This window comes from Acinetobacter lwoffii, from assembly GCF_022809915.1.
Lineage (GTDB): Bacteria > Pseudomonadota > Gammaproteobacteria > Pseudomonadales > Moraxellaceae > Acinetobacter > Acinetobacter lwoffii_M.
Genome location: NZ_JALGQY010000024.1, coordinates 13,332 through 33,647 on the forward strand (window position 1 = coordinate 13,332; position 20,316 = coordinate 33,647).

Sequence of the window (20,316 nt, forward strand, 5' to 3'; positions counted from 1 at the left end):
TGAACATGAGGATCACTTGATGTTAAAAGATCTGATTTTAACCCTCGCCTTGTTATGTGTGTGTTTTATCCTGATCATCACTTTAAATGACTGGCAATTCAGCGCTCAAACCAATCTGCTGATCAGTTCAATTTTTATTAGCTGGACGATCTTGAAATTTGTTGGGCATCGTATTTATTTTCATGCCAGTTACCTGCTGATTATGGCAATTTTAGTGATGCTGCAACAGTTTGAAGAAATTTTCTGGGCGATGACCGGGGTGATGGCAGGTTTCGGTTTATATACCCTGTTACAGGTTATATTGATTCCTGCCTTGAAAGAAAGATTGCATTTATCTTTCGGGAAATCCCCTTGGATGGCTAAATAGCCGTTGCCGCGACATCTGCCAGACTTCGGTCACGTTTAAACATGACATCCACATAGGAACATTGCGGGATAATGGTTAAACTTTTTTCACGGGCAAAATCGACCAATACATCCAGCATTTTTCGGGCAATACCGTGGCCACGCAGGGAATCATCGACCCAGGTATGATCGGCAATGATGACGGCATCGCCCCGCCATTGATAAGTGATCTCCGCCAGGCGGCGTCCTTGATCTTCCATAAAAAATACACCACCACGTTTTGAATCTTGATATTTAATTTCCATACGAATCTAAACCTTTGTTGTCATTTTAAAATTATAAAACATCATTAAAGCGAGGCTCTCGCTCGAACACGGATTTGGCAAAAGGGCATTTTGGAATAATCCTGATGCCGTGTTCACGGGCAAAATTCACAGCTGCCTCGACCAGATAATACCCGACGTGCTGGCCGCGTAGACTGTCATCGACCCAGGTGTGTTCAATCACTAATTGATCTTCATTTACTCTTGAATAACTCATTTCTGCCAGACGTTTTTCATTTGGCTCTACAAACCATAAACCTCCATTGTCCTGTTGCTGATGCTCGATCAACATGCCGATCCTCTCCTTGTTTTTAAGCCAGACTGACATATTTTTCCCTGCTCTATTGTTAGATTTCTTTTAAAGGATTGTGAATCTGTCCTTCTGACCAATACCGCATTTTGCTCAACAGGTTTAAACTGCCGGCCGGTTCTTTTTATCAGATATGTATGTCTAGCTCTTCTTCCACCTCTTCGGTGACACGTCAATGGGTTTGTGTGATTGCTTTAGCCTCTGCTGCCTTTATTTTCAATACCACCGAATTTATCCCGGTGGCGCTATTAAGTGATATTGGTACCAGTTTTGCCATGTCACCGACCCAGGTCGGGTGGATGCTGACAATTTATGCCTGGGTCGTGGCGCTGCTTTCTTTGCCAATGATGTTACTGACCAAAAATATTGAACGGCGCTTTCTGCTGATGGTTTTATTTGCAGTGTTTATTTTCAGTCATGTGCTGTCCTATTTTGCCTGGAGCTTTAGCATTCTGGTGCTGAGCCGGATTGGTATTGCCGTAGCGCATGCACTATTCTGGTCAATTACGGCGTCGCTTGCCGTGCGGGTTGCGCCAAAGGGCAAAGAATTTCAGGCATTGGGCTTATTGGCTACCGGTACCGCCATGGCGATGGTCCTGGGAATTCCCTTTGGCCGGATGATCGGGGAGGCCTATGGCTGGCGCAATAGTTTTGCCTTGATCGCAGTTGTGGCGAGTGTGGTGTGTGTACTGCTGGCCAAAACCTTGCCTTTATTACCAAGTGTCAATTCTGGATCACTCAGCAGTTTAAAAAACTTGCTAAAACGTCCCAGCCTGATGCTGGTCTTTGCGCTTACCGTGCTTGTGATTAGTGCGCAATTTACCGCCTATAGTTATATTGAACCCTTTGCGCTGAATATTGCGCAATTCAGCTCTGCGCAAACCACCAGCTTATTGCTGATTTATGGCGGTGCAGGTCTGATCGGGTCTTATATATTTGGTCGCTTTGCACCGCATTTTCCCCGACTCACCATTCCGCTATTTACACTCGGGCTAGGGATCTCGCTACTGTTATTGCTGCCACTGTCTCAGGGTGTATTTCAGCTTAATAGCTTGGCGTTAATCTGGGGCATCAGCATTATTGGGTTTAGTCTGGCTCTACAAGCCAAGACCTTAAATCTGGCTTCCGATGCGACTGATGTCGCCATGGCGATTTTTTCAGGTTTGTACAATGTCGGGATTGGCGGCGGTGCCTTACTCGGCGGTCTGGTAACGGCACATATCGGATTACATAGTATTGGCTGGGTAGGAGCAATCCTGGCCAGCTTGGGTTTTCTGATCAGCTTATACCTGATTCAGCGTCCGGATTTCTTAGGTAAGAAAGCGCCTTGAAGCATGATTTTTGTAAATGAAATTGTAGTCTTAGCAAAAATCTGTCATGCTTGCTGCACATTGAGCTACCGCTCAAATAAAATTTAGTTTGAACAAGGGGAGTAGCCTCCTCCAAGCGTTTAAGAATGAAATTTCAATTTTTAAACGTGTCAGAATATCGTCATTACACTTTGCAAAAAGTCGGTATCTGAGCATCTTGAAGTCACACTTTATATAAAAAAGTGGAACAGTAAGATGTAGGCAAGACCTTGATCATGTTGTTATAGATGTTTTTCATCTGGCAACTGGTCAAGGTTTTTTTATGGCTAGTTGTCCGATGTGGAGAATTCACATGGAAACCATTGGTACACTCTGGCTGTATCTCGTCTTTTTCGCGATTGTCGCAGTCATGCTGATAATCGATTTTGTCGGCTTTAAGCATCAGCATGGTCAGGAAGTTAAAGTCCGTACTGCTGCCTACTGGAGTATTGCCTGGGTCAGTGTCGCGACTTTATTTGGTGGCGGCTTATGGCTGTATCTGGAGCAGACCGCAGGCACGGCAATTGCCAATGCCAAGGTCATGGAATACTTTGCCGGTTATCTGCTGGAAAAATCCCTGGCGATTGATAACGTCTTTGTTTGGCTGATGATCTTCGCGGCCTTTGCCATTCCACCCGCACTGCAACGTAAACTGCTGTTATATGGCGTACTGGGTGCGATTGTACTCAGAACCATCTTTATTTTTATTGGCGCCTGGTTTGTACAGGAATTCTCTTGGATTCTGTATATCTTCGGTGCGTTCCTGGTGTATACCGGCTTCAAATTCCTTCGTGGTCAGCATGAAGAAGACAGCAATATTGAAGATATGGCGATTCTGAAATGGCTACGTAAACATATGCGTATTACCCCGCAACTTCAGGGCGACAAATTCTTTGTCCGTCAGAATGGTTTGCTCTGGGCAACGCCGTTGTTCTTGGTCCTGATCCTGGTTGAAGCCTCTGATGTGATCTTTGCCGTCGATTCTATTCCAGCTATTTTTGCCGTCACCACCGATCCCTTTATTGTCCTTACCGCAAATCTGATGGCGATTTTAGGCCTACGCGCGATGTTCTTCCTGCTCTCGGGCGCAGCCTCAAAAATGCATTATCTGCCTTATGGTCTCGGGATCATTCTGGTCTTTATCGGCTTTAAAATGCTGATGCTGGATGTGTTCCATATGCCGATCTGGATTTCTTTGAGCTTTATTGTGATTGTCCTGACTGTGACCGCGATCTTGTCGATTCGTCATAGCAAGAAATATAACGAAACCACCCTGTAAAAAGTAATCATCAAAAAAGCCTGCATCAGCAGGCTTTTTTTTATTGTTCTATCAGGGATAATTTGGGCCATTTTTGTAAAAACTGTTTGCTCAGCATGCGTTGCTCAAACACGGCATAACTGACTAAATTCGGATTCCAACGCAGCTTTAACTCAAATAAATCTGCTAAACCGAAAGGAGCGATCAACTCCAATTCATCATCTTTCAGGCGCAGTGCCAAGGCCGTGACAGTTTCTGGCCATAATGACAGCGCATGACTAATTGAAGTTAAAGGCTCAATATTTTCATTTTGATCGGTACGATACCACTCATGTACAAAGGCTTGATTAGTCACATCCCAACGGATATCTGGAAAATAGTCTTTTAACTGATCTGCAAGTTGCTGTTCTATAGCGCGAGCCTGCTTATTTTCGTCATAGAAAATTACATCGACCTCAGTATGATTCATTTCATATTCCCAGTCATGTAAATGCGCCCAGATCACATGACGTAACACACCCGCTGCAACATAAGCTTCAGAGTGCAATTGTGCTAACTGATGCAAGATGCGCATTAAGGTCGGCTGCGCACGCACGATCTGTTGAAATTGATCATGATAATTGGATGGGGTCATAAAAGAATCTGGATCACTATTTAAATATGAATGTTCATACAAACATGGCAATTTTTTCAGCTACAATCAATCGAAAAAATCAAAAAGCGTAGGTTTAAAATGTCTTCTGTAATTGCAACGACAGCGATCCGTGGTCGCTTCCTCGACATTCAGAATACAGTTGCCCAAGCACGTGATATACACGACCAAGTGCGATATGTAGAAGATGGTTTAGTCATCATTCACGAAGGTAAAATCCAGTGGTTTGGTCCTTGGCAAGAAGGGCAGTCACGACTTCCTACCAACGCTGAATTAAAGCACTATCCAGATCAACTGATTGTTCCCGGTTTTATCGATACCCATATTCATTTCCCGCAAACAGAAATGGTCGGGGCGTATGGTGAACAACTACTGGAATGGTTAAATACCTATACATTCCCCACTGAAATCCAATTCCAAGATGCATCCTATAGCGAAAAAATTGCCGAATTTTTCGTGCAGGAATTGCTTAAAAATGGCACCACCACTGCACTGGTCTTTTGTACCGTTCATCCTGAATCCGTAGATGCTTTGTTTAATGCGGCGACCACGCGCAATATGCGTCTGATCGCAGGTAAAGTCCTGATGGATCGTCATGCACCGGAAGCACTCACAGATACAGCAGAAACGGCTTATATAGATTCTAAAACGCTGATTGAAAAGTGGCATGGCAAAGGACGTAATCTGTATGCGATTACCCCACGCTTTGCACCAACTTCAACACCTGAACAATTACAAAAAGCCGGACAGCTCAAAGCCGAATATCCGGATGTCTATGTACATACCCATTTAAGTGAAAATAAAAATGAAATTGCTTGGGTAAAAGAACTCTTTCCTGAACGTGAAGGTTATCTGGATGTGTATCATCATTATGGTTTAACCGGCAGCAAATCCGTTTTCGCGCATTGCGTGCATCTGGAAGATGAAGAGTGGGATTGTATGCATCAGACCGACTCAGCCATTGCTTTCTGTCCGACCTCAAATCTATTCCTGGGTAGTGGCTTATTTCCCCTGAAAAAGACCTGGGACAAAGGGGTCAAAGTCGGCTTAGGCACAGACATTGGAGCAGGAACATCATTTAATCAGCTGCAAACCCTGAATGAAGCCTATAAGGTGCAACAGTTGCAGGGTGAAAAACTTTCTGCCTTTGAAGCCTTATATCATGCCACTTTAGGCGGTGCCAAAGCCTTGAGTCTAGATGATCGCCTGGGGAACTTTAATATTGGCAAAGAAGCCGACTTTGTGGTTCTGGATCTCAATGCCACTGCCTTACAGCAGTTACGCCAGAGCAAAGCTAAAAATATTGAAGATGCATTTTTTGCACTGACCATGCTTGGTGATGACCGTAATATTGCAGCCACCTATGTCTATGGAGCAGCCGTTTATGTCAAAGCAGCATCCAGTGAATAAAACAAAAAAATCCCGCCGTCGCCAATACTTGATCCTGTCTGCAATGGCACTGGGCTGTGTTTTTTTATTGAAACGCGATTCAGCAGCGGCTAAAAAATGATTACATTTACAGCCAGCAAAACAGGTGCATCTCTGCTAGGGATGTATTAAAATTGCGACGTATTCAGGTGTTGCAGGTCAACACCTTTTTTATTTTGCTATTTTTACTTTTTAGGTATCTACCCATGACCGTTCAAATGAGCGTAATGATTTCCGCTGAAGAAATTCAAGCTAAAGTCAAAGAGCTTGGTGCTCAAATCAATGCACACTATGCCAATAGTGACAAAGAACTTGTGCTCATCGGTTTATTACGTGGTTCAGTAATTTTTATGGCTGATTTATGTCGTGTGATTTCAAAACCGCATGAACTGGATTTCATGACTGTGTCCAGTTATGGCGGTGGCACGGTATCGTCACGTGATGTAAAAATCCTGAAAGATTTAGACGGTGAAATCCGTGGTAAAGATGTGTTGGTGGTTGAAGATATTATTGATTCAGGCAACACTTTAAGCAAGGTACTCGAAATCCTGCAAACCCGTGAACCTAACTCGATTCAACTGTGTACTTTGGTAAGTAAACCATCGCGTCGTGAAATCGATCTGAAAGTCGAATTTATGGGCTTTGAAGTTGAAGATAAATTTATTGTGGGTTATGGCCTAGACTATGACCAGAAGTACCGTCACCTGCCATTTATTGGTGAAATCGGTCTTTAAAATCAGGTTGAAAAAAGTGGTATAAGCCACTTTTTTTATGCCTAAAATGGACAGGAAACCGGGAACAAAAAATAACATCTCGTTTCAGGATTCAACTTTTTATAATCCTGACTTTATTTCAAGATGATTAAACAGATGTGAAAACAAAGACATGACAAGAAGGAGTATGCATATGTGGACAATTATTGTGGCGATCGTCATTGGTTTTGTAGCAGGTCTGATTGCACGTGCCATTCACCCGGGTAATGACAAGGCAGGCTTTATCATGACCACCTTGCTGGGTATTGCTGGCTCCTTATTGGCGACTTTTGGTGGCCGTATGCTCGGTCTATATTCGGCAGATTCCGCAGCAGGGCTGATTGCTTCCGTGATTGGTGCTGTGATTATTCTGTTTATTTATAATATGGTAACCAAACGCCGTACAGTCTAAACCATTCAGATGTTTCTGAGGTTGATTTGACGACCTGAATAAAAAAGCACCGGAAAAGGTGCTTTTTTATATTGAGCGACTGATAGCTTTATTTAATTTTTATAAATTGAATTCTTTAAAGATCTGCTCAATCTGCTCTGCCGGATAGGCACCCATCACTTTAAAACCATTGGAAAAAATAATCGCAGGTGTACCATTCACGCCCATAGACTGAGCCAGTTTTTTATTCCGCTCAATTGGATTGGTGCAACTTTTTTTCGATTTAGGTTGAATTCCTTGAGCAATCAGATCTTCCCATGCCTGAGCTGGATTAGACGCGCAATACACCTGTTTTGAAGGAGCAACCGACTGGGGTTTTAAAGGAAGAATAAAGGTATAAATGGTCAAGTCATTCAGTTTTTTCAGCTCTAGCTCAAGCTTTTTACAATACGGGCAATTTGGGTCAGAAAAGATCGCAATCTGACGTTTACCCGTACCTCTTACACTTTTCACAGCATCCTGAAGCGGTAATTTTTTCCAGTCGATACTATTTTGTTTCAGCATTAAATCACGGGTCAGATTATGCTGATCCTGAATCCGCAGCATCGGGCCAGCAATCAGATGTTTAGCATCTTCATTCAAATAAACCACTTGGCCCTGCATGGAACCGCTATAGATACCTTTCATCTCGGTGGTCTGAATATTTTCAATTTTTAAATTGGGACTGTTTTTTGCCAAGTTAGCTTGTACCGTATCAATATTGGCAAATGCGAAGCTTGAAACCAATGTACTTAAACTAATGATCAGTATTTTTTTTAACATGAATGTTCTACATGAATTGGATAAGAATATGCTTCGATTCTAATCGCTCTGCTTTTAAATTTCTCAAACATTTATGTTACTGTTTACACTCAGTTAAATAAGCTCATAATGTTTCACGTGGAACACCATGTATAGCGTTAGCTTGAACTCCAATCTATCTAGAAAACACATCAATATTCATAATAAATAACTGTTTTATATAGTTAAAATATTTTAAATGATAAATATCTTACTCATTCAACCTTGACCGATTTTCTGTATCCATTCTAAACTGCAGACACTTTCTATATTCCTCGCTACGCCCTGACATGGATTGGCCAAGGATCAACACTATAACGGCATTTTCATGACAATAACGACCAGCTGGCGACCGTTCTTGATGGTCAGCCTAGCTTTAATGATGGGAACGATTGGCACCGCTTTGGCCAGTCCGCTTTATCCGATTTATCAACAGCTCTGGCATTTGCTGCCCAGCCACATCACCTACATTTTTGTCGCCTATATGTTTGGCTGCCTCTCGACCTTGCTATTTTTGGGTAGAACCAGTAACAGCATTGGATTTTTACGGACCCTGCAAATTGGTCTGGCACTAATCACCTTAGGTCTCATCATTTCCGTTTTTGCCCAAAATGCACTGATCCTCTCGATTGGCCGTTTTATTATTGGGATTGCCTCGGGCCTAATGACCACTTCTGCCATGATGGGCTTGATGCATACCATCCCAGAAAGCCATAAACACACTGCACCACAACTGATTTCAATCATCACCGCAATGGGTTTTGGTTTGGGACCCTTGGTCGGTGGTGTGATTGCGCAGTTTTCCGCTGCCCCTTTGGTGATGCCATATTTACCGATTATTCTGGGTGCCGTGCTGTGTCTGATTGGCCTGTTCTGGATCAAAGCACCCAAGTTTGAGGCACAGCCCTTTAGCATGGCGCCTAAACTGCAACGACCTGAAGCGCAGTTTCATCGGGTATTTATAATTATTGCAGTGACGGCTTTTAGTGCCTTTGCCGCTTTTAGCCTGTTTGCTTCACTGTCGCCGTCCTTTGTCCGGAATATTTTACCTTGGCATGGTCCTCTGGTCAGTGGGCTGGCCATTACCAGTATTTTAGTAGTCTCAGTGATCGTGCAGTTTATGGCCAAAGCCGTCGCAGCCTCTAAATGTCTGAATATCGGTCTGATGATGATGTGCTTGAGCCTGATGATTTTGGCGCTATGTATGTATTCGAAAATCAGCCTGCTATTTTTTATCAGTGATATTTTCTTTGGGATCGGCCATGGTTTTGCCTTAATGGGTGCTTTTGCCCTGATTCATCAAATGACCAGCTTAAACAACCGTGCAGCCGTCATGTCGACCTATCTGTTTATTGCCTATCTGGGCACTATTGTCCCTATTATTACTGTGGGTTATCTGGCCGATCACTGGGGGCTGGATTTCGCTGTAATCAGCTTTTGTATCGCGATTAGTTTACTGTGTTTTGCACTATGGTGGGCTTATCAAAAATCCCGTCTACCAGTCTAAAAAAGCCCTCAATTGAGGGCCTTTTTGATGTTTATTAGATAATTACTTTCCAATACAGAATGAACCGAAGATCTTGCCCAGCAGGTCATCTGCACTGAAATCACCAGTGATCTCACCCAAGGCATTTTGCGCCAGACGTAAGGACTCTGCCACCAGTTCACCGGCGTTATACACCACCAGTTGCTCACGCGCTTCAGCCAGATAGAGCTGAGTGCGCTTCATTGCGTCTAAATGACGGGTACGTGCGATAAAGGTATCTTCTTCGGGTTGGAAGCCTGCATGCGCTGTAATCGCTTCTATGAGCGCTTGAATACCGGTTTCCTGCTTGGCAGAGACTGCGATATGCCGGAAACCATTTAAATCGCCAATTATAGCTTCAGCCCCGGTCAGGTCACATTTATTGCCAATCAGCATCAAACGTTTCGGTTCTATATGTTCAGCAAAATATTCCTGAGCAAGTTGCAGCGGATCTTCGCCCTGGCTTAAGTCATAGACCAAGAGTAATAAATCAGCCTGTTCAATTTCTTTAATCGCGCGGCGGATTCCTTCTTTTTCTACGATATCGCCGGTTTCACGCAAGCCTGCGGTATCGGTGAGGGTGATCGGCAGACCATTTAAGGTAATTTTTTCATGCAGGACATCACGGGTGGTACCGGCAATATCGGTCACAATCGCGCGTTCAATTCCAGCCAGCGCATTCAGTAAGGAAGATTTACCGGCATTCGGTTTACCCGCAATTACCACCTGTAAACCTTCACGTAACAACTGACCTTGACGTGCAGATTGCTGTACTTGAGTGACGGCACTGGATACGCCATCCAGCAGATTTAAAATCTTGCCATCCGCCAGAAAGTCGATTTCTTCTTCCGGGAAATCAATTGCGGCTTCCACATGCAAACGCAGGTGAATCAGCTGCTCAAGGACTGCATTGACTTTGGTCGAAAACGCCCCTTGCAAAGAACGTACTGCAGAACGGGCAGCCGCTTGCGAAGTTGCATCAATCAGGTCGGCAATTGCTTCAGCCTGCACCAGATCCAGTTTGCCATTTTCGAAGGCACGCATCGAGAATTCACCGGCCTTGGCTGCAGTGGCGCCCAGCTCCAGCAAACGGCCAAGCAAGGCATTCTGAATCACCGGACCGCCATGACCTTGCAGCTCTACGACATCTTCGCCGGTAAACGAGTTTGGATTCGGGAAGCAAATCGCCAGTCCTTCATCCATGACTTCGCCGGCCGCATCATAGAATTGGCGGAAACCGGCAAAACGCGCTTTTGGCAGCTCTTTTTGTGTCAGTTGCTGGGCAATCTCATAAGATTTTGGACCTGACAGGCGAATCACCCCAACGCCGCCACGTCCTGGTGGAGTTGCAATCGCAGCAATAGTTGTGGTTCGGTTGAGCATAAAATTCACCTGCAAAGACTCAAAAGTACAGCCAAAAAAAATCCGCCTAAGATTACCATCTTAAGCGGATTTATTCAGCCTATCCGTACAACTTAGTTGACTGGAGTGGCCTCATCACGTTTCGCGCGATCTTTGGCAACAGACTTGTTAATCAAAGTTTGTTGCAGAATCGTGATCAAGTTGTTGACGATCCAGTACAGGACCAAGCCTGCCGGGAAGAACAACAAGAATACGGTAAAGATAATCGGCATAAACTTGAAGACTTTTGCCTGCATTGGATCCGTCGGTTGTGGATTTAACGACTGTTGGATATACATCGTTAAGCCCATCAACAACGGCAGGATGAACCAAGGATCCATTGAAGACAAATCCTGAATCCACAGCATCCATGGCGCATGACGCAGTTCCACAGATTCCATCAATACCCAGTACAAGGCCAGGAAAATCGGCATTTGTAATAACAGCGGTAAACAGCCGGCAAGCGGATTGACCTGTTCACGTTTGTACAATGCCATCATTTCTTGAGAGAAGCGCATCCGGTCTTCACCGAACTCTTCTTTCATGCGTTGCATTTCTGGCGCAATCACCCGCATTTTCGCCATCGAGCGATAGCTCTTCGACGACAATGGCCAAAGGATCAGTTTCACCAGAACGGTCAACAGAATAATTGCCCAGCCCCAGTTACCCACCAGACCATGGAAGAATTCAAGACCCACGAACAGTAATTTCGCAATTGGCCATAACCAGCCATAATCAACGGTCTGGTTTAAACCTGCAGCCAAATCTTTCAGTTCTGACTGGATTTTCGGACCTGAATAGAAGGTCGCATCAATTTCAGCCACGGTACCTGCTGGTACATTAAACGTTGGTGAAGTAAAACCGATGATGTTCATGTTATCGGTTGATTTGCGTGATTCAAGCTTGGCGCTATAGGCTTCGCCATTGCCTTGAGTCAACTTCAGCTGACCTGGAACCCATGCACTGACAAAGTAGTGCTGTACCATTGCCACCCAACCACCTGTCGCTTCAGTACTGACTTTTTCTTCAACAAAGTTGTCGAATTTAAGCTTGTTGTACTGCTCGTCCGGGGTACCCCATGCACCGCCGAGGAATGTTCCCAGCGTGAAGATCCCTTGATCGGACTTGCCTGGATCTTCCGAGTTATCGCGTTTGATCTGACCGAACATCTGACCTTGCCAGGTCTGGCCACTGCGGTTAACCACTTTGTGATTTACCACGACCGGATATTCACCTTCAGTGAAATTGAAGGTCTTAATGATCTCAATCCCGTCAGCGGTTTTAAACACTAGCGGTACAGACAATACTTTCAGGTTTTCACCATCTTTGGATTTGACTGTTTTCGCATCTGCCAGGGTATAAGCAGTTTTTTCCAGCTCATACATTGGACGGCCGTTACGGCTGCTGTCCGGTCCATTCAGACCGATCAGGCCAGACTGGGCGACATAAGTACGTTTCGCATCGCTTTCCAGCATGACGAAAGGTTCATCGCTGTCTTTGTTCTTGTCATGATTGAGTAATTCAATACGAACAATATCACCACCCTTCGGATTGATCCAAAGATGATAAAGGTCAGTTTGTACTGAAATAAGCTGCTGACTTACAGGTGCTGTGGCATCCGTGGCTTGCTGTGCTGGCACATTTGCTTGTGGCAGATCAGAGGCAACTGTAGCCGTCTGACCATTTGGCAAATCTGCAGATACGTCATGCGAAACAACCGCAGCTTCCTGCTGCGGTTTTGTTTCAGCATTTCCATAATCTTTTTGCCACGCCAAAATGAGCAAATATGCGACAACAAACATGGCTCCGAGAATTGCAATCCTGGCCCATTGTTGCATATGTATTACCCCAAGTGGTGAGAGTGATTTTGGTTCAATAAACGATCACGAAAGGGTACAGCAACGTGAAGCGTTTGAGAATCTATTTGCTGAAATGAAATAAAACGAATCGCTTTTGAGGGAACAGGATCATATCCCGAGCCCCCCCACGGATGACAACGGCAAATACGTTTAGTAGCCAGCCACACTCCACGCCCAGCGCCATGCATCTGGACTGCTTCCAAGGAATATTGAGAACAAGTTGGAATATAACGACAGCGCGGTCCAAGAAGAGGACTAATCGCAATCTGATAGAAACGGATCAACCAATGCAGTAAACGTACCATTGGCCAACTCTACTTTTGTGGGGAGGGGGCTATTTTTGAATGCTTTTTGGCGAGACGGTTAAGTTTCTGCCAGGCAAATTGTAATTGCTGATGCAACTCTGCGTTCGGCACTGCTTCTATACCTACTTTAGGCATAACCACAATATCCAAATCATCTAGTTGCTGTTGATGCAGGCGAAAACTTTCGCGAGCAAGTCGTTTTACTCGATTTCGTTCGTGCGCACGGCGCACTTTCTTCTTGGCAACAACTAAACCCAAACGGCTATTTGGCAGTTCGGAATGTTTTGCAAGAAATAAGAAATGGGGTTGATGCACTTTAAAAAGCGCACCATCAAAGACACCTTTATAATCGGCAGCACAGCGTAATCGCAACTCTGTGCCAAAACTATAAAGTTTTGTCATAACACCCAAAATCGTCTTAGCGTAACTGATTAAACAGTTAAGCTATGACGACCTTTTGCACGACGGCGAGCTAATACTTGACGACCAGCTTTAGTAGCCATACGAGCACGGAAACCATGAACACGCTTACGCTTTAATTCAGACGGTTGGAATGTACGTTTCATATTGAAACTCCAAAAAATGATCTTTCTATGAAGGTCCGCGATTTTAGTGCTCATTGCTTGAGCTGTCAATGCAAAAGCGGTTTTCTTTTCAAATAAGATCAAAAAAGATAAAGACCTTGGTTTTTCAGAGAACTGAATAAAAAATAGTTCAATTCAAGTTAATCACAAATTAAGTTATTGTTATATAAATATATATAAGTTATAAACAACTCTATCAACAAAGTTATCCACATGTTATCCAGATTTTAAATTTAACCTGTGTTTTTGAATTTAAATTTGAAGCTTTCTGAGTTATCCACAAAAACCAGTGATCTTATAAATAAATTCAAATTTATAAATTTAAATTTATTACTATTAGGGAGCACTTTTTCTATGGATAATCCACTTTTTATTTAATTAAACATAAACTTATATTGTGGATAAAACTGTTTCTATTAATTTTATACTTTGTGGATAACTTTATGATATATTTTATCCACAGCTTGCAGATAAACTTATCCACACTGGGTTTTAAATTTAAATTTATGCATGGTGATTTCTTTTTGCACAGTTTTTGTGGAAATTGCCATGACAGATGTGGATAACTTGGTTAGAATGGCGACCCGCTTTTGGTTGCGGTCATCTTTTTTGAATGAACAATGGAATGAATAGGGGATTCACATGCTTTGGACGGACTGCTTAAATCGCCTGCGACAAGAGCTCTCTGGAAATGTCTTTACAATGTGGATTCGCCCATTGGTTGCAGAAGAGCTGGAAGACAGCTTGCGTTTGTATGCACCTAATCCTTACTGGACGCGTTACATTCAAGAACATCATCTGGAACTGATCACGATTCTGGCAGAGCAATTGTCTGAAGGACGGGTACGCAAGGTCGAAATTTTAGTGGATTCACGTCCAGGGGCAATTTTATCTGCCAGTGAACAACCGGCGACCACGACTGCGGCATTAACCTCGACACCCATGCCGGTGCCGAAACCGAAGAAAGAAAAAGAAGACAGCGGCAAAAATAGCCGTAGACGTCAGTTGAATCCATTGTTTACCTTCTCGTTGTTTGTAGAAGGTCGATCTAACCAGATGGCGGCAGAAACCTGTCGCAAGGTATTGACCCAGCTGGGGGCTTCACAGCACAACCCCTTATTTTTATATGGTCCGACGGGTCTGGGTAAAACCCATTTGATGCAGGCCGTGGGCAATGCATTGTTGCAGGCAAAACCGAATGCACGTGTCATGTACATGACCGCAGAAAGTTTTGTGCAGGACTTTGTCAGCTCGTTGCAACAGGGCAAAGTCGAAGAGTTTAAGAAAAATTGCCGTTCTCTGGATTTATTACTGGTCGATGATATTCACTTGCTGGCCGGTAAAGAGGCCAGTCTGGTCGAGTTTTTCTACACCTTTAACGCACTGCTGGATGAGTCCAAACAGATTATTCTGACTTCAGATCGTTATCCTAAAGAGCTAACCGAACTGGATCCACGTCTGGTTTCACGTTTTTCCTGGGGGTTGTCGGTCGGAGTTGAACCACCAGATATTGAAACCCGAATTGAAATTCTGCTGAAAAAAGCAGAAAGCAACCAGGTTGATTTACCACGTAACTGTGCGCTGTTTATTGCCCAGCAGGTGGTGGCTAACGTGCGTGAGCTGGAAGGTGCGCTGAACAAAGTGGTGGCGATTTCACGTTTTAAAGGCACACCAATTGATCTGGATGTGGTGCGTGAATCTTTAAAAGATGTGCTGGCGATTCGTGCCCGTACCATTAGTACCGAAAATATTCAGCGTGTCGTGAGTGAGTATTTCCGGATTCCGCTGAAAGAACTGGTCGGTCCAAAACGCACCCGGATTTATGCCCGCCCACGTCAACTGGCGATGGGGCTGGCACGTGAATTAACAGGCGACAGTTTTCCGGAAATTGGCATGGCTTTTGGCGGTCGTGATCACAGTACCGTGATGCATGCTTGCGAGAAAGTACAGAGTCTGCGTGAAGAAGATCCGATCTTTAACGAAGACTATAAAAACCTGCAGCGTCTGTTGCAAAGTTGACCTAAATCGCTCAAATTCTATTCTTGCTATGCGGCTGCTTTTGCCGCATAGTAAACCGTCAAAAAAATCACTTTTTCTATATTAATCTTCAGCTTTAGAGGAATGCACCGTGCGTTTAAAAATCGCGAAAGAAAGCTTACTGAATGTTCTCTCACATGTCGTAGGAGCGGTTGAACGTCGCCATACCTTGAATATCCTGTCTAACCTGAAAATTCAGGTGACTGCGCAAGCATTGACCGTGACCGGTTCCGACCTGGAAGTCGAACTGGTGGCGAGTACAGCACTGGCTGAAGGTGCATGTTTACAGGAAGGCGAGACCACAGTTCCTGCACGTAAGCTGATTGATATCTGTAAGTCACTTCCTTCAGCGGCATTGGTGGATTTGCATATTACTGAAGATCAGCGCTGCATCCTTAAATCAGGCAACAGCCGTTTTGTACTGGGTACCTTGCCTGCTGATGATTATCCATTACTGAACACTGAAAACACCCAAGGCACGCAAGTGACGGTGACACAGCGTGAACTTAAACGCCTGTTCGAAAAAACCGCCTTTGCCATGGCAGTTCAGGATGTGCGTTTTTACCTGACCGGTACTTTGCTTGAAATTGATGCCAATCAGCTACGTGCTGTGACCACCGATGGCCACCGCCTAGCACTGTGTGAAACAGCAGCACAATCCACTGCAGCACAGCCGATTCAGGCAATTGTGCCACGTAAGGCCGTTGCAGAATTACAGCGCCTGCTCAGCGTTGAAGATGAGCAATTATCTCTATTGATTGGTCGTGAACTGCTCAATGTGACCATCAATATGCCAAGCCGTGACAAGGAACAGGCGAACATTACCGTGCGTTTCACTACCAAGCTGATTGATGGTAAGTTCCCGGACTACCGCCGTGTGATTCCACGTGGGGGCGACAAAGTCGTGATGATCGCACATGACGTGTTCAAGCAGTCTTTGCAGCGTGTGGCAATTTTAAGTAATGAAAAACTTCGCGGTGTGTTTCTGAACTTCAATGCTGATTCTTTGCAACTTCGTGCCAATAACCCGGAGCAGGATGAAGCGATTGAAGACCTGGCGATTCAATATGCCGATTCACCGCTAGAAATGTCCTTCAATGCGCAGTATCTGATTGAAGTCCTCGGTGTGCTGGATGGCGATGATGTATCAATGACTATGACTGAAGCGAATCAGTCTGTCTTAGTACAAGACCCGGCGCATACTGATCAGACTTATGTCGTCATGCCGATGCGTGTTTAAGCCGCGGCTTCTGATATTCATATAAGACATGCATATTACGCGTTTACATATTGAGCGTGTGCGGAATTTAAAGACGGTTGCTCTCCACGGATTGCAGCCGTTTAATGTTTTTTATGGGCAAAATGGTTCAGGTAAAACCTCGATTTTAGAGGCGATTCATTTACTGGCTGCCGGTCGTTCCTTCCGTACTCATATTCCCAAAAATTATATCCAGCATGGCGCGCAGGATGCGATTGTATTTGCACAGTCTGCGACTGAAAAAATTGGCATGCAAAAAATGGCCAGCGGGGAGCAACTGATCAAGGTCAATGGTGATCTGGTCGCAACCCAGGGACAGCTGGCCAAACTGTTGCCCTTGCAGCTGATTGATCCGCAAAGCACCGATATTATCGATCATGGTGCTAAACCACGACGCCAACTCCTTGACTGGTTAATGTTCCACGTGGAACCAGAGTTTTATCATGCCTGGCAATATTATTCTCGTGCGCTGAAACAGCGAAATAGTCTGCTCAAAAGCAAACGCTTTCTCAGTCTGTCTGATCTGGAACCGTGGAACCAGATGCTGAGTGAATATGGTGAAATCCTGCACTCGCAACGTGTCGGGATTGTGGAACAATGGAAGCCATTTTTTGAAGATGATCTGAAACAGTTATTACCTGAATTGCAAGTCAGTCTGGAATACAGTCCGGGCTTTCATAGTGAAACCGGCCTGCTAAATGATCTGACCAACCAGCATGAAAAAGACTGTGAGCGACGCTATACCGAATATGGCCCACATCGCGCAGATTTGCGTTTAAAGACCCCGATGGGGGATGCTGATGTGATCCTGTCGCGCGGGCAGAAAAAGCTGCTGATGATCGCACTAAAACTGTCGCAAATCGCAATGCTACATTCTTGTAATAAGGAAACTGTGGTATTATTAGATGATGTGACAGCAGAATTAGATTTAACCGCACAACAACGTTTAATTGAGCGATTGAGCCAACTTGGTAGTCAAGTTTTTATTACCACCTTAGACCATGAATCAGTACAAAAGCACTTACATGATTTGTCTATCTCATATCAGTTATTCAGTGTTGAAAACGGTACAGTTCAAGTTGTGCAATAATATTTTTTGAGTTTTACCCATCTTTGGATAGACCTATTTTTCACTAGGGAGAAACCATGAGTTCAGAAGATCAAGCTGCTTCTCAAACAGAACAAACCATTGAAAAGGCTTATGATTCCTCTAGCATCAAGGTATTACGTGGTTTAGACGCAGTACGTAAGCGTCCGGGCATGTACATTGGTGACACAGACGATGGTACAGGCCTGCACCACATGGTGTTCGAAGTAGTCGACAACTCGATTGACGAAGCCTTGGCGGGCCACTGTGATGAAATTATAGTCACCATCCATGAAGATGAATCGGTTTCAGTTTCTGATAATGGTCGTGGTATTCCGACTGACATTCACCCTGAAGAAGGTGTGTCTGCAGCAGAGGTGATTTTAACCATTCTGCATGCCGGTGGTAAGTTCGACGACAACAGTTATAAAGTGTCTGGCGGTCTGCATGGTGTCGGTGTTTCAGTGGTGAATGCGCTGTCTGAAAAACTCGAATTGACCATTCACCGTGCCGGTAAAATTCATGAACAAGAATACCGTCATGGCGATTCTCAATATCCATTAAAAGTAGTGGGCGATACCGATAGAACCGGTACTCGTGTCCGTTTCTGGCCAAGTGCCGAGACGTTCAGTCAGACCATTTTTAATGTTGATATTTTGGCGCGTCGTTTGCGTGAACTGTCGTTCCTGAACGCGGGTGTACGTATTGTGCTGCGTGACGAACGCATTAATGCTGAGCATGTCTTTGATTATGAAGGTGGTCTGTCTGAGTTCGTTAAATATATTAACGAAGGCAAAACTCACCTGAATGATATTTTTCATTTTACTGCTGCGCAGGCTGACAACGGCATTACGGTAGAAGTTGCATTACAGTGGAATGATTCTTATCAGGAAAATGTACGTTGCTTTACCAACAACATCCCGCAAAAGGATGGTGGTACGCATTTGGCCGGTTTCCGTGCTGCGTTGACCCGTGGTTTAAACAACTACATGGACAGCGAAAATATCCTGAAAAAGGAAAAAGTTGCGGTATCGGGTGATGATGCGCGTGAAGGCCTGACTGCCATCGTGTCAGTCAAAGTACCTGATCCAAAATTCTCTTCACAGACCAAAGAAAAACTGGTGTCGAGTGAAGTGAAAACGGCTGTTGAACAGGCCATGAACAAGGCATTTTCTGAATATTTATTGGAAAATCCACAAGCAGCCAAAGCGATTGCTGGCAAGATCATTGATGCAGCACGTGCGCGTGATGCAGCGCGTAAAGCACGTGAAATGACACGTCGTAAGAGTGCGCTGGATATTGCCGGTCTTCCAGGCAAACTGGCCGATTGTCAGGAAAAAGATCCAGCTTTGTCTGAACTGTACCTGGTCGAGGGTGATTCTGCAGGTGGTTCAGCCAAGCAAGGTCGTAACCGTAAAATGCAGGCGATTTTACCACTGAAAGGTAAGATCCTGAATGTGGAACGTGCCCGTTTTGACCGTATGATTTCCTCTGCTGAAGTCGGTACGCTGATTACCGCACTCGGCTGTGGTATTGGTCGTGAGGAATATAATCCGGACAAACTGCGTTATCATAAAATCATCATCATGACCGATGCTGACGTCGATGGTTCACACATCCGTACGCTGCTGTTGACCTTCTTCTTCCGTCAAATGCCAGAACTTGTGGAACGTGGTCATATCTATATTGCCCAGCCACCACTGTACAAGCTGAAAAAAGGCAAGCAGGAACAGTACATCAAGGACAATGATGCACTGGAAACTTACCTAATTTCGAATGCGATTGATGAGCTGGAACTGCATATCAGTGCAGAAGCGCCTGCGATTCGTGGTGAAGCACTGGCAAATGTGATTGCTGATTATCAGACTTCCCAGAAGAGCTTGGCACGTTTGACCCAGCGTTATCCTGCGAGTCTGCTTGATGCACTACTTTCACTGGAAGGTTTTAAGCTGGATCAGCTGGAAGACAAAACCTATGTGGAAACATGGGGTGAGAATCTGCGTGCAGCGATTGAAGCCATTCAGCCAACATTACGTCCAGAATTAATCCTGGAGCGTTTTGAAAAAGAACTGGCAGATGGTCAAAAAACTGCAAGCTGGTTGCCACGTATCACGATCTATGTACATAACTTGCCACATAGCTACCTGTTAGACTCAGTACTGTTAGGTTCAAGTGAATATGCACGTTTATTAAAGAATTCAAAGAGCTGGTTTAGTCTGCTTGAAGATGGTGCATATTTGCAAAAAGGCGATCGCAAGATTCAGGTCAGCAATTTCCATCAGGTTTGGCAACATATCTTGCAGGACTCACGTCGTGGCATGATGATCCAGCGCTATAAAGGTCTGGGCGAGATGAATGCGGAACAGTTGTGGGAAACCACCATGGATCCAGACAACCGTAACATGCTGCAAGTGACAGTTACCGATGCGATTGAAGCGGATCGTATGTTCTCTTGCTTGATGGGCGATGACGTAGAACCACGTCGTGCTTTCATTGAAGAAAATGCCTTGAATGCAGATATTGATGCATAACCCTTCAGGATAAAATCAGATATAAAAAAGCGCCTTTCGAGGCGCTTTTTTTAGACCAATTTTTTTACTCATATCCTGTGA

General features: G+C 44.5%; 20 protein-coding genes. 11 read left to right on the forward strand and 9 right to left on the reverse strand.

The window, feature by feature from the left end; translation table 11 throughout:
- Positions 1 to 19: 19 nt before the first annotated feature.
- Entirely contained in the window at positions 20 to 367 is a 348-nt protein-coding gene (locus MTX11_RS11970; RefSeq protein WP_243475194.1) for a hypothetical protein, read from the forward strand.
- On the opposite strand, the gene MTX11_RS11975 is transcribed toward MTX11_RS11970, so the two are convergent.
- Positions 360 to 650, reverse strand: coding sequence for a GNAT family N-acetyltransferase (locus tag MTX11_RS11975; RefSeq protein WP_005108225.1), 291 nt, complete (start codon positions 648 to 650; stop codon positions 360 to 362). The genes MTX11_RS11970 and MTX11_RS11975 overlap by 8 nt on opposite strands.
- Positions 651 to 681: 31 nt before the next feature.
- Positions 682 to 960, reverse strand: coding sequence for a GNAT family N-acetyltransferase (locus MTX11_RS11980; RefSeq protein WP_243475211.1), 279 nt, complete (start codon positions 958 to 960; stop codon positions 682 to 684).
- A gap of 155 nt (positions 961 to 1,115) precedes the next feature.
- Here MTX11_RS11980 and MTX11_RS11985 point away from each other — a divergent pair, with 155 nt between their 5' ends.
- Positions 1,116 to 2,309, forward strand: a complete 1,194-nt coding sequence (locus MTX11_RS11985; protein WP_243475195.1) for a sugar transporter — start codon at positions 1,116 to 1,118, stop codon at positions 2,307 to 2,309.
- Positions 2,310 to 2,640: 331 nt separating this feature from the next.
- Positions 2,641 to 3,606: a TerC family protein gene (locus tag MTX11_RS11990; protein WP_004728997.1), complete on the forward strand. Its 966-nt coding sequence runs from the start codon at positions 2,641 to 2,643 to the stop codon at positions 3,604 to 3,606.
- Positions 3,607 to 3,646: 40 nt separating this feature from the next.
- On the opposite strand, the gene MTX11_RS11995 is transcribed toward MTX11_RS11990, so the two are convergent.
- Positions 3,647 to 4,219: a nucleotidyltransferase family protein gene (locus tag MTX11_RS11995; protein WP_243475196.1), complete on the reverse strand. Its 573-nt coding sequence runs from the start codon at positions 4,217 to 4,219 to the stop codon at positions 3,647 to 3,649.
- 99 nt (positions 4,220 to 4,318) lie between these two features.
- On the opposite strand from MTX11_RS11995, the gene guaD reads away from it, so the two are divergent.
- The 3 genes from guaD to MTX11_RS12010 all read left to right on the forward strand — a co-directional run bounded on the left by guaD (position 4,319) and on the right by MTX11_RS12010 (position 6,829).
- Positions 4,319 to 5,647: a guanine deaminase gene (gene guaD / locus MTX11_RS12000; protein ID WP_243475197.1), complete on the forward strand. Its 1,329-nt coding sequence runs from the start codon at positions 4,319 to 4,321 to the stop codon at positions 5,645 to 5,647.
- A gap of 224 nt (positions 5,648 to 5,871) precedes the next feature.
- Positions 5,872 to 6,399 (forward strand): hypoxanthine phosphoribosyltransferase, encoded by a 528-nt coding sequence (gene hpt, locus MTX11_RS12005; protein ID WP_004647133.1) that lies wholly within the window; start codon positions 5,872 to 5,874, stop codon positions 6,397 to 6,399.
- Positions 6,400 to 6,571: 172 nt separating this feature from the next.
- Positions 6,572 to 6,829 carry a GlsB/YeaQ/YmgE family stress response membrane protein gene (locus MTX11_RS12010; protein ID WP_004281926.1) on the forward strand — a complete coding sequence of 86 codons (258 nt, stop codon included), beginning with the start codon at positions 6,572 to 6,574 and terminating at the stop codon, positions 6,827 to 6,829.
- 99 nt (positions 6,830 to 6,928) lie between these two features.
- Here MTX11_RS12010 and MTX11_RS12015 read toward each other — a convergent pair whose 3' ends face one another.
- Positions 6,929 to 7,630, reverse strand: a complete 702-nt coding sequence (locus MTX11_RS12015; protein WP_243475198.1) for a DsbC family protein — start codon at positions 7,628 to 7,630, stop codon at positions 6,929 to 6,931.
- A gap of 346 nt (positions 7,631 to 7,976) precedes the next feature.
- Between MTX11_RS12015 and MTX11_RS12020 the strand changes: the two genes are divergently transcribed.
- Positions 7,977 to 9,155: an MFS transporter gene (locus tag MTX11_RS12020; RefSeq protein WP_478250497.1), complete on the forward strand. Its 1,179-nt coding sequence runs from the start codon at positions 7,977 to 7,979 to the stop codon at positions 9,153 to 9,155.
- Between the two features lie 42 nt (positions 9,156 to 9,197).
- Here the strand turns inward: MTX11_RS12020 and mnmE are convergent, their stop codons facing one another.
- The 5 genes from mnmE to rpmH form a co-directional block, all read right to left on the reverse strand.
- Positions 9,198 to 10,556 carry a tRNA uridine-5-carboxymethylaminomethyl(34) synthesis GTPase MnmE gene (gene mnmE / locus MTX11_RS12025; RefSeq protein WP_243475199.1) on the reverse strand — a complete coding sequence of 453 codons (1,359 nt, stop codon included), beginning with the start codon at positions 10,554 to 10,556 and terminating at the stop codon, positions 9,198 to 9,200.
- Positions 10,557 to 10,648: 92 nt separating this feature from the next.
- Positions 10,649 to 12,412, reverse strand: a complete 1,764-nt coding sequence (yidC, locus tag MTX11_RS12030) for a membrane protein insertase YidC (RefSeq protein WP_243475200.1) — start codon at positions 12,410 to 12,412, stop codon at positions 10,649 to 10,651.
- A 5-nt stretch (positions 12,413 to 12,417) separates the two neighbouring features.
- On the reverse strand, positions 12,418 to 12,738 hold the full coding sequence (gene yidD, locus MTX11_RS12035) for a membrane protein insertion efficiency factor YidD (RefSeq protein WP_004281931.1): 321 nt from the start codon (positions 12,736 to 12,738) through the stop codon (positions 12,418 to 12,420).
- A gap of 9 nt (positions 12,739 to 12,747) precedes the next feature.
- Positions 12,748 to 13,140: a ribonuclease P protein component gene (gene rnpA / locus MTX11_RS12040; RefSeq protein ID WP_243475201.1), complete on the reverse strand. Its 393-nt coding sequence runs from the start codon at positions 13,138 to 13,140 to the stop codon at positions 12,748 to 12,750.
- A gap of 29 nt (positions 13,141 to 13,169) precedes the next feature.
- Positions 13,170 to 13,304, reverse strand: coding sequence for a 50S ribosomal protein L34 (gene rpmH / locus MTX11_RS12045; protein WP_000831329.1), 135 nt, complete (start codon positions 13,302 to 13,304; stop codon positions 13,170 to 13,172).
- Positions 13,305 to 13,964: 660 nt separating this feature from the next.
- Between rpmH and dnaA the strand changes: the two genes are divergently transcribed.
- The 4 genes from dnaA (at position 13,965) to gyrB (ending at position 20,235) form a co-directional block, all read left to right on the forward strand.
- A complete protein-coding gene (dnaA, locus tag MTX11_RS12050; protein WP_004281934.1) occupies positions 13,965 to 15,341 on the forward strand; it encodes a chromosomal replication initiator protein DnaA in 1,377 nt (458 codons plus the stop codon).
- 109 nt (positions 15,342 to 15,450) lie between these two features.
- On the forward strand, positions 15,451 to 16,599 hold the full coding sequence (dnaN, locus tag MTX11_RS12055; protein ID WP_195725353.1) for a DNA polymerase III subunit beta: 1,149 nt from the start codon (positions 15,451 to 15,453) through the stop codon (positions 16,597 to 16,599).
- Between the two features lie 28 nt (positions 16,600 to 16,627).
- Positions 16,628 to 17,707 carry a DNA replication/repair protein RecF gene (gene recF / locus MTX11_RS12060; RefSeq protein WP_114541696.1) on the forward strand — a complete coding sequence of 360 codons (1,080 nt, stop codon included), beginning with the start codon at positions 16,628 to 16,630 and terminating at the stop codon, positions 17,705 to 17,707.
- 56 nt (positions 17,708 to 17,763) lie between these two features.
- Positions 17,764 to 20,235, forward strand: a complete 2,472-nt coding sequence (gene gyrB / locus MTX11_RS12065) for a DNA topoisomerase (ATP-hydrolyzing) subunit B (RefSeq protein ID WP_243475202.1) — start codon at positions 17,764 to 17,766, stop codon at positions 20,233 to 20,235.
- The last annotated feature ends 81 nt before the right edge of the window (positions 20,236 to 20,316 follow it).

Excerpts from the sequence above, each read along its gene's own strand:
- mnmE (WP_243475199.1), bottom strand. The coding sequence starts at position 10,556 with ATGCTCAACCGAACCACAACTATTGCTGCGATTGCAACTCCACCAGGA.
- recF (WP_114541696.1), top strand. The coding sequence starts at position 16,628 with ATGCATATTACGCGTTTACATATTGAGCGTGTGCGGAATTTAAAGACG.
- hpt (WP_004647133.1), top strand. The coding sequence starts at position 5,872 with ATGACCGTTCAAATGAGCGTAATGATTTCCGCTGAAGAAATTCAAGCT.
- MTX11_RS12010 (WP_004281926.1), top strand. The coding sequence starts at position 6,572 with ATGTGGACAATTATTGTGGCGATCGTCATTGGTTTTGTAGCAGGTCTG.
- guaD (WP_243475197.1), top strand. The coding sequence starts at position 4,319 with ATGTCTTCTGTAATTGCAACGACAGCGATCCGTGGTCGCTTCCTCGAC.
- MTX11_RS11985 (WP_243475195.1), top strand. The coding sequence starts at position 1,116 with ATGTCTAGCTCTTCTTCCACCTCTTCGGTGACACGTCAATGGGTTTGT.
- MTX11_RS11970 (WP_243475194.1), top strand. The coding sequence starts at position 20 with ATGTTAAAAGATCTGATTTTAACCCTCGCCTTGTTATGTGTGTGTTTT.
- yidD (WP_004281931.1), bottom strand. The coding sequence starts at position 12,738 with ATGGTACGTTTACTGCATTGGTTGATCCGTTTCTATCAGATTGCGATT.
- MTX11_RS11975 (WP_005108225.1), bottom strand. The coding sequence starts at position 650 with ATGGAAATTAAATATCAAGATTCAAAACGTGGTGGTGTATTTTTTATG.
- MTX11_RS11980 (WP_243475211.1), bottom strand. The coding sequence starts at position 960 with ATGTTGATCGAGCATCAGCAACAGGACAATGGAGGTTTATGGTTTGTA.
- yidC (WP_243475200.1), bottom strand. The coding sequence starts at position 12,412 with ATGCAACAATGGGCCAGGATTGCAATTCTCGGAGCCATGTTTGTTGTC.
- gyrB (WP_243475202.1), top strand. The coding sequence starts at position 17,764 with ATGAGTTCAGAAGATCAAGCTGCTTCTCAAACAGAACAAACCATTGAA.
- MTX11_RS11995 (WP_243475196.1), bottom strand. The coding sequence starts at position 4,219 with ATGACCCCATCCAATTATCATGATCAATTTCAACAGATCGTGCGTGCG.
- rnpA (WP_243475201.1), bottom strand. The coding sequence starts at position 13,140 with ATGACAAAACTTTATAGTTTTGGCACAGAGTTGCGATTACGCTGTGCT.
- MTX11_RS12015 (WP_243475198.1), bottom strand. The coding sequence starts at position 7,630 with ATGTTAAAAAAAATACTGATCATTAGTTTAAGTACATTGGTTTCAAGC.
- rpmH (WP_000831329.1), bottom strand. The coding sequence starts at position 13,304 with ATGAAACGTACATTCCAACCGTCTGAATTAAAGCGTAAGCGTGTTCAT.
- dnaA (WP_004281934.1), top strand. The coding sequence starts at position 13,965 with ATGCTTTGGACGGACTGCTTAAATCGCCTGCGACAAGAGCTCTCTGGA.
- MTX11_RS11990 (WP_004728997.1), top strand. The coding sequence starts at position 2,641 with ATGGAAACCATTGGTACACTCTGGCTGTATCTCGTCTTTTTCGCGATT.
- MTX11_RS12020 (WP_478250497.1), top strand. The coding sequence starts at position 7,977 with ATGACAATAACGACCAGCTGGCGACCGTTCTTGATGGTCAGCCTAGCT.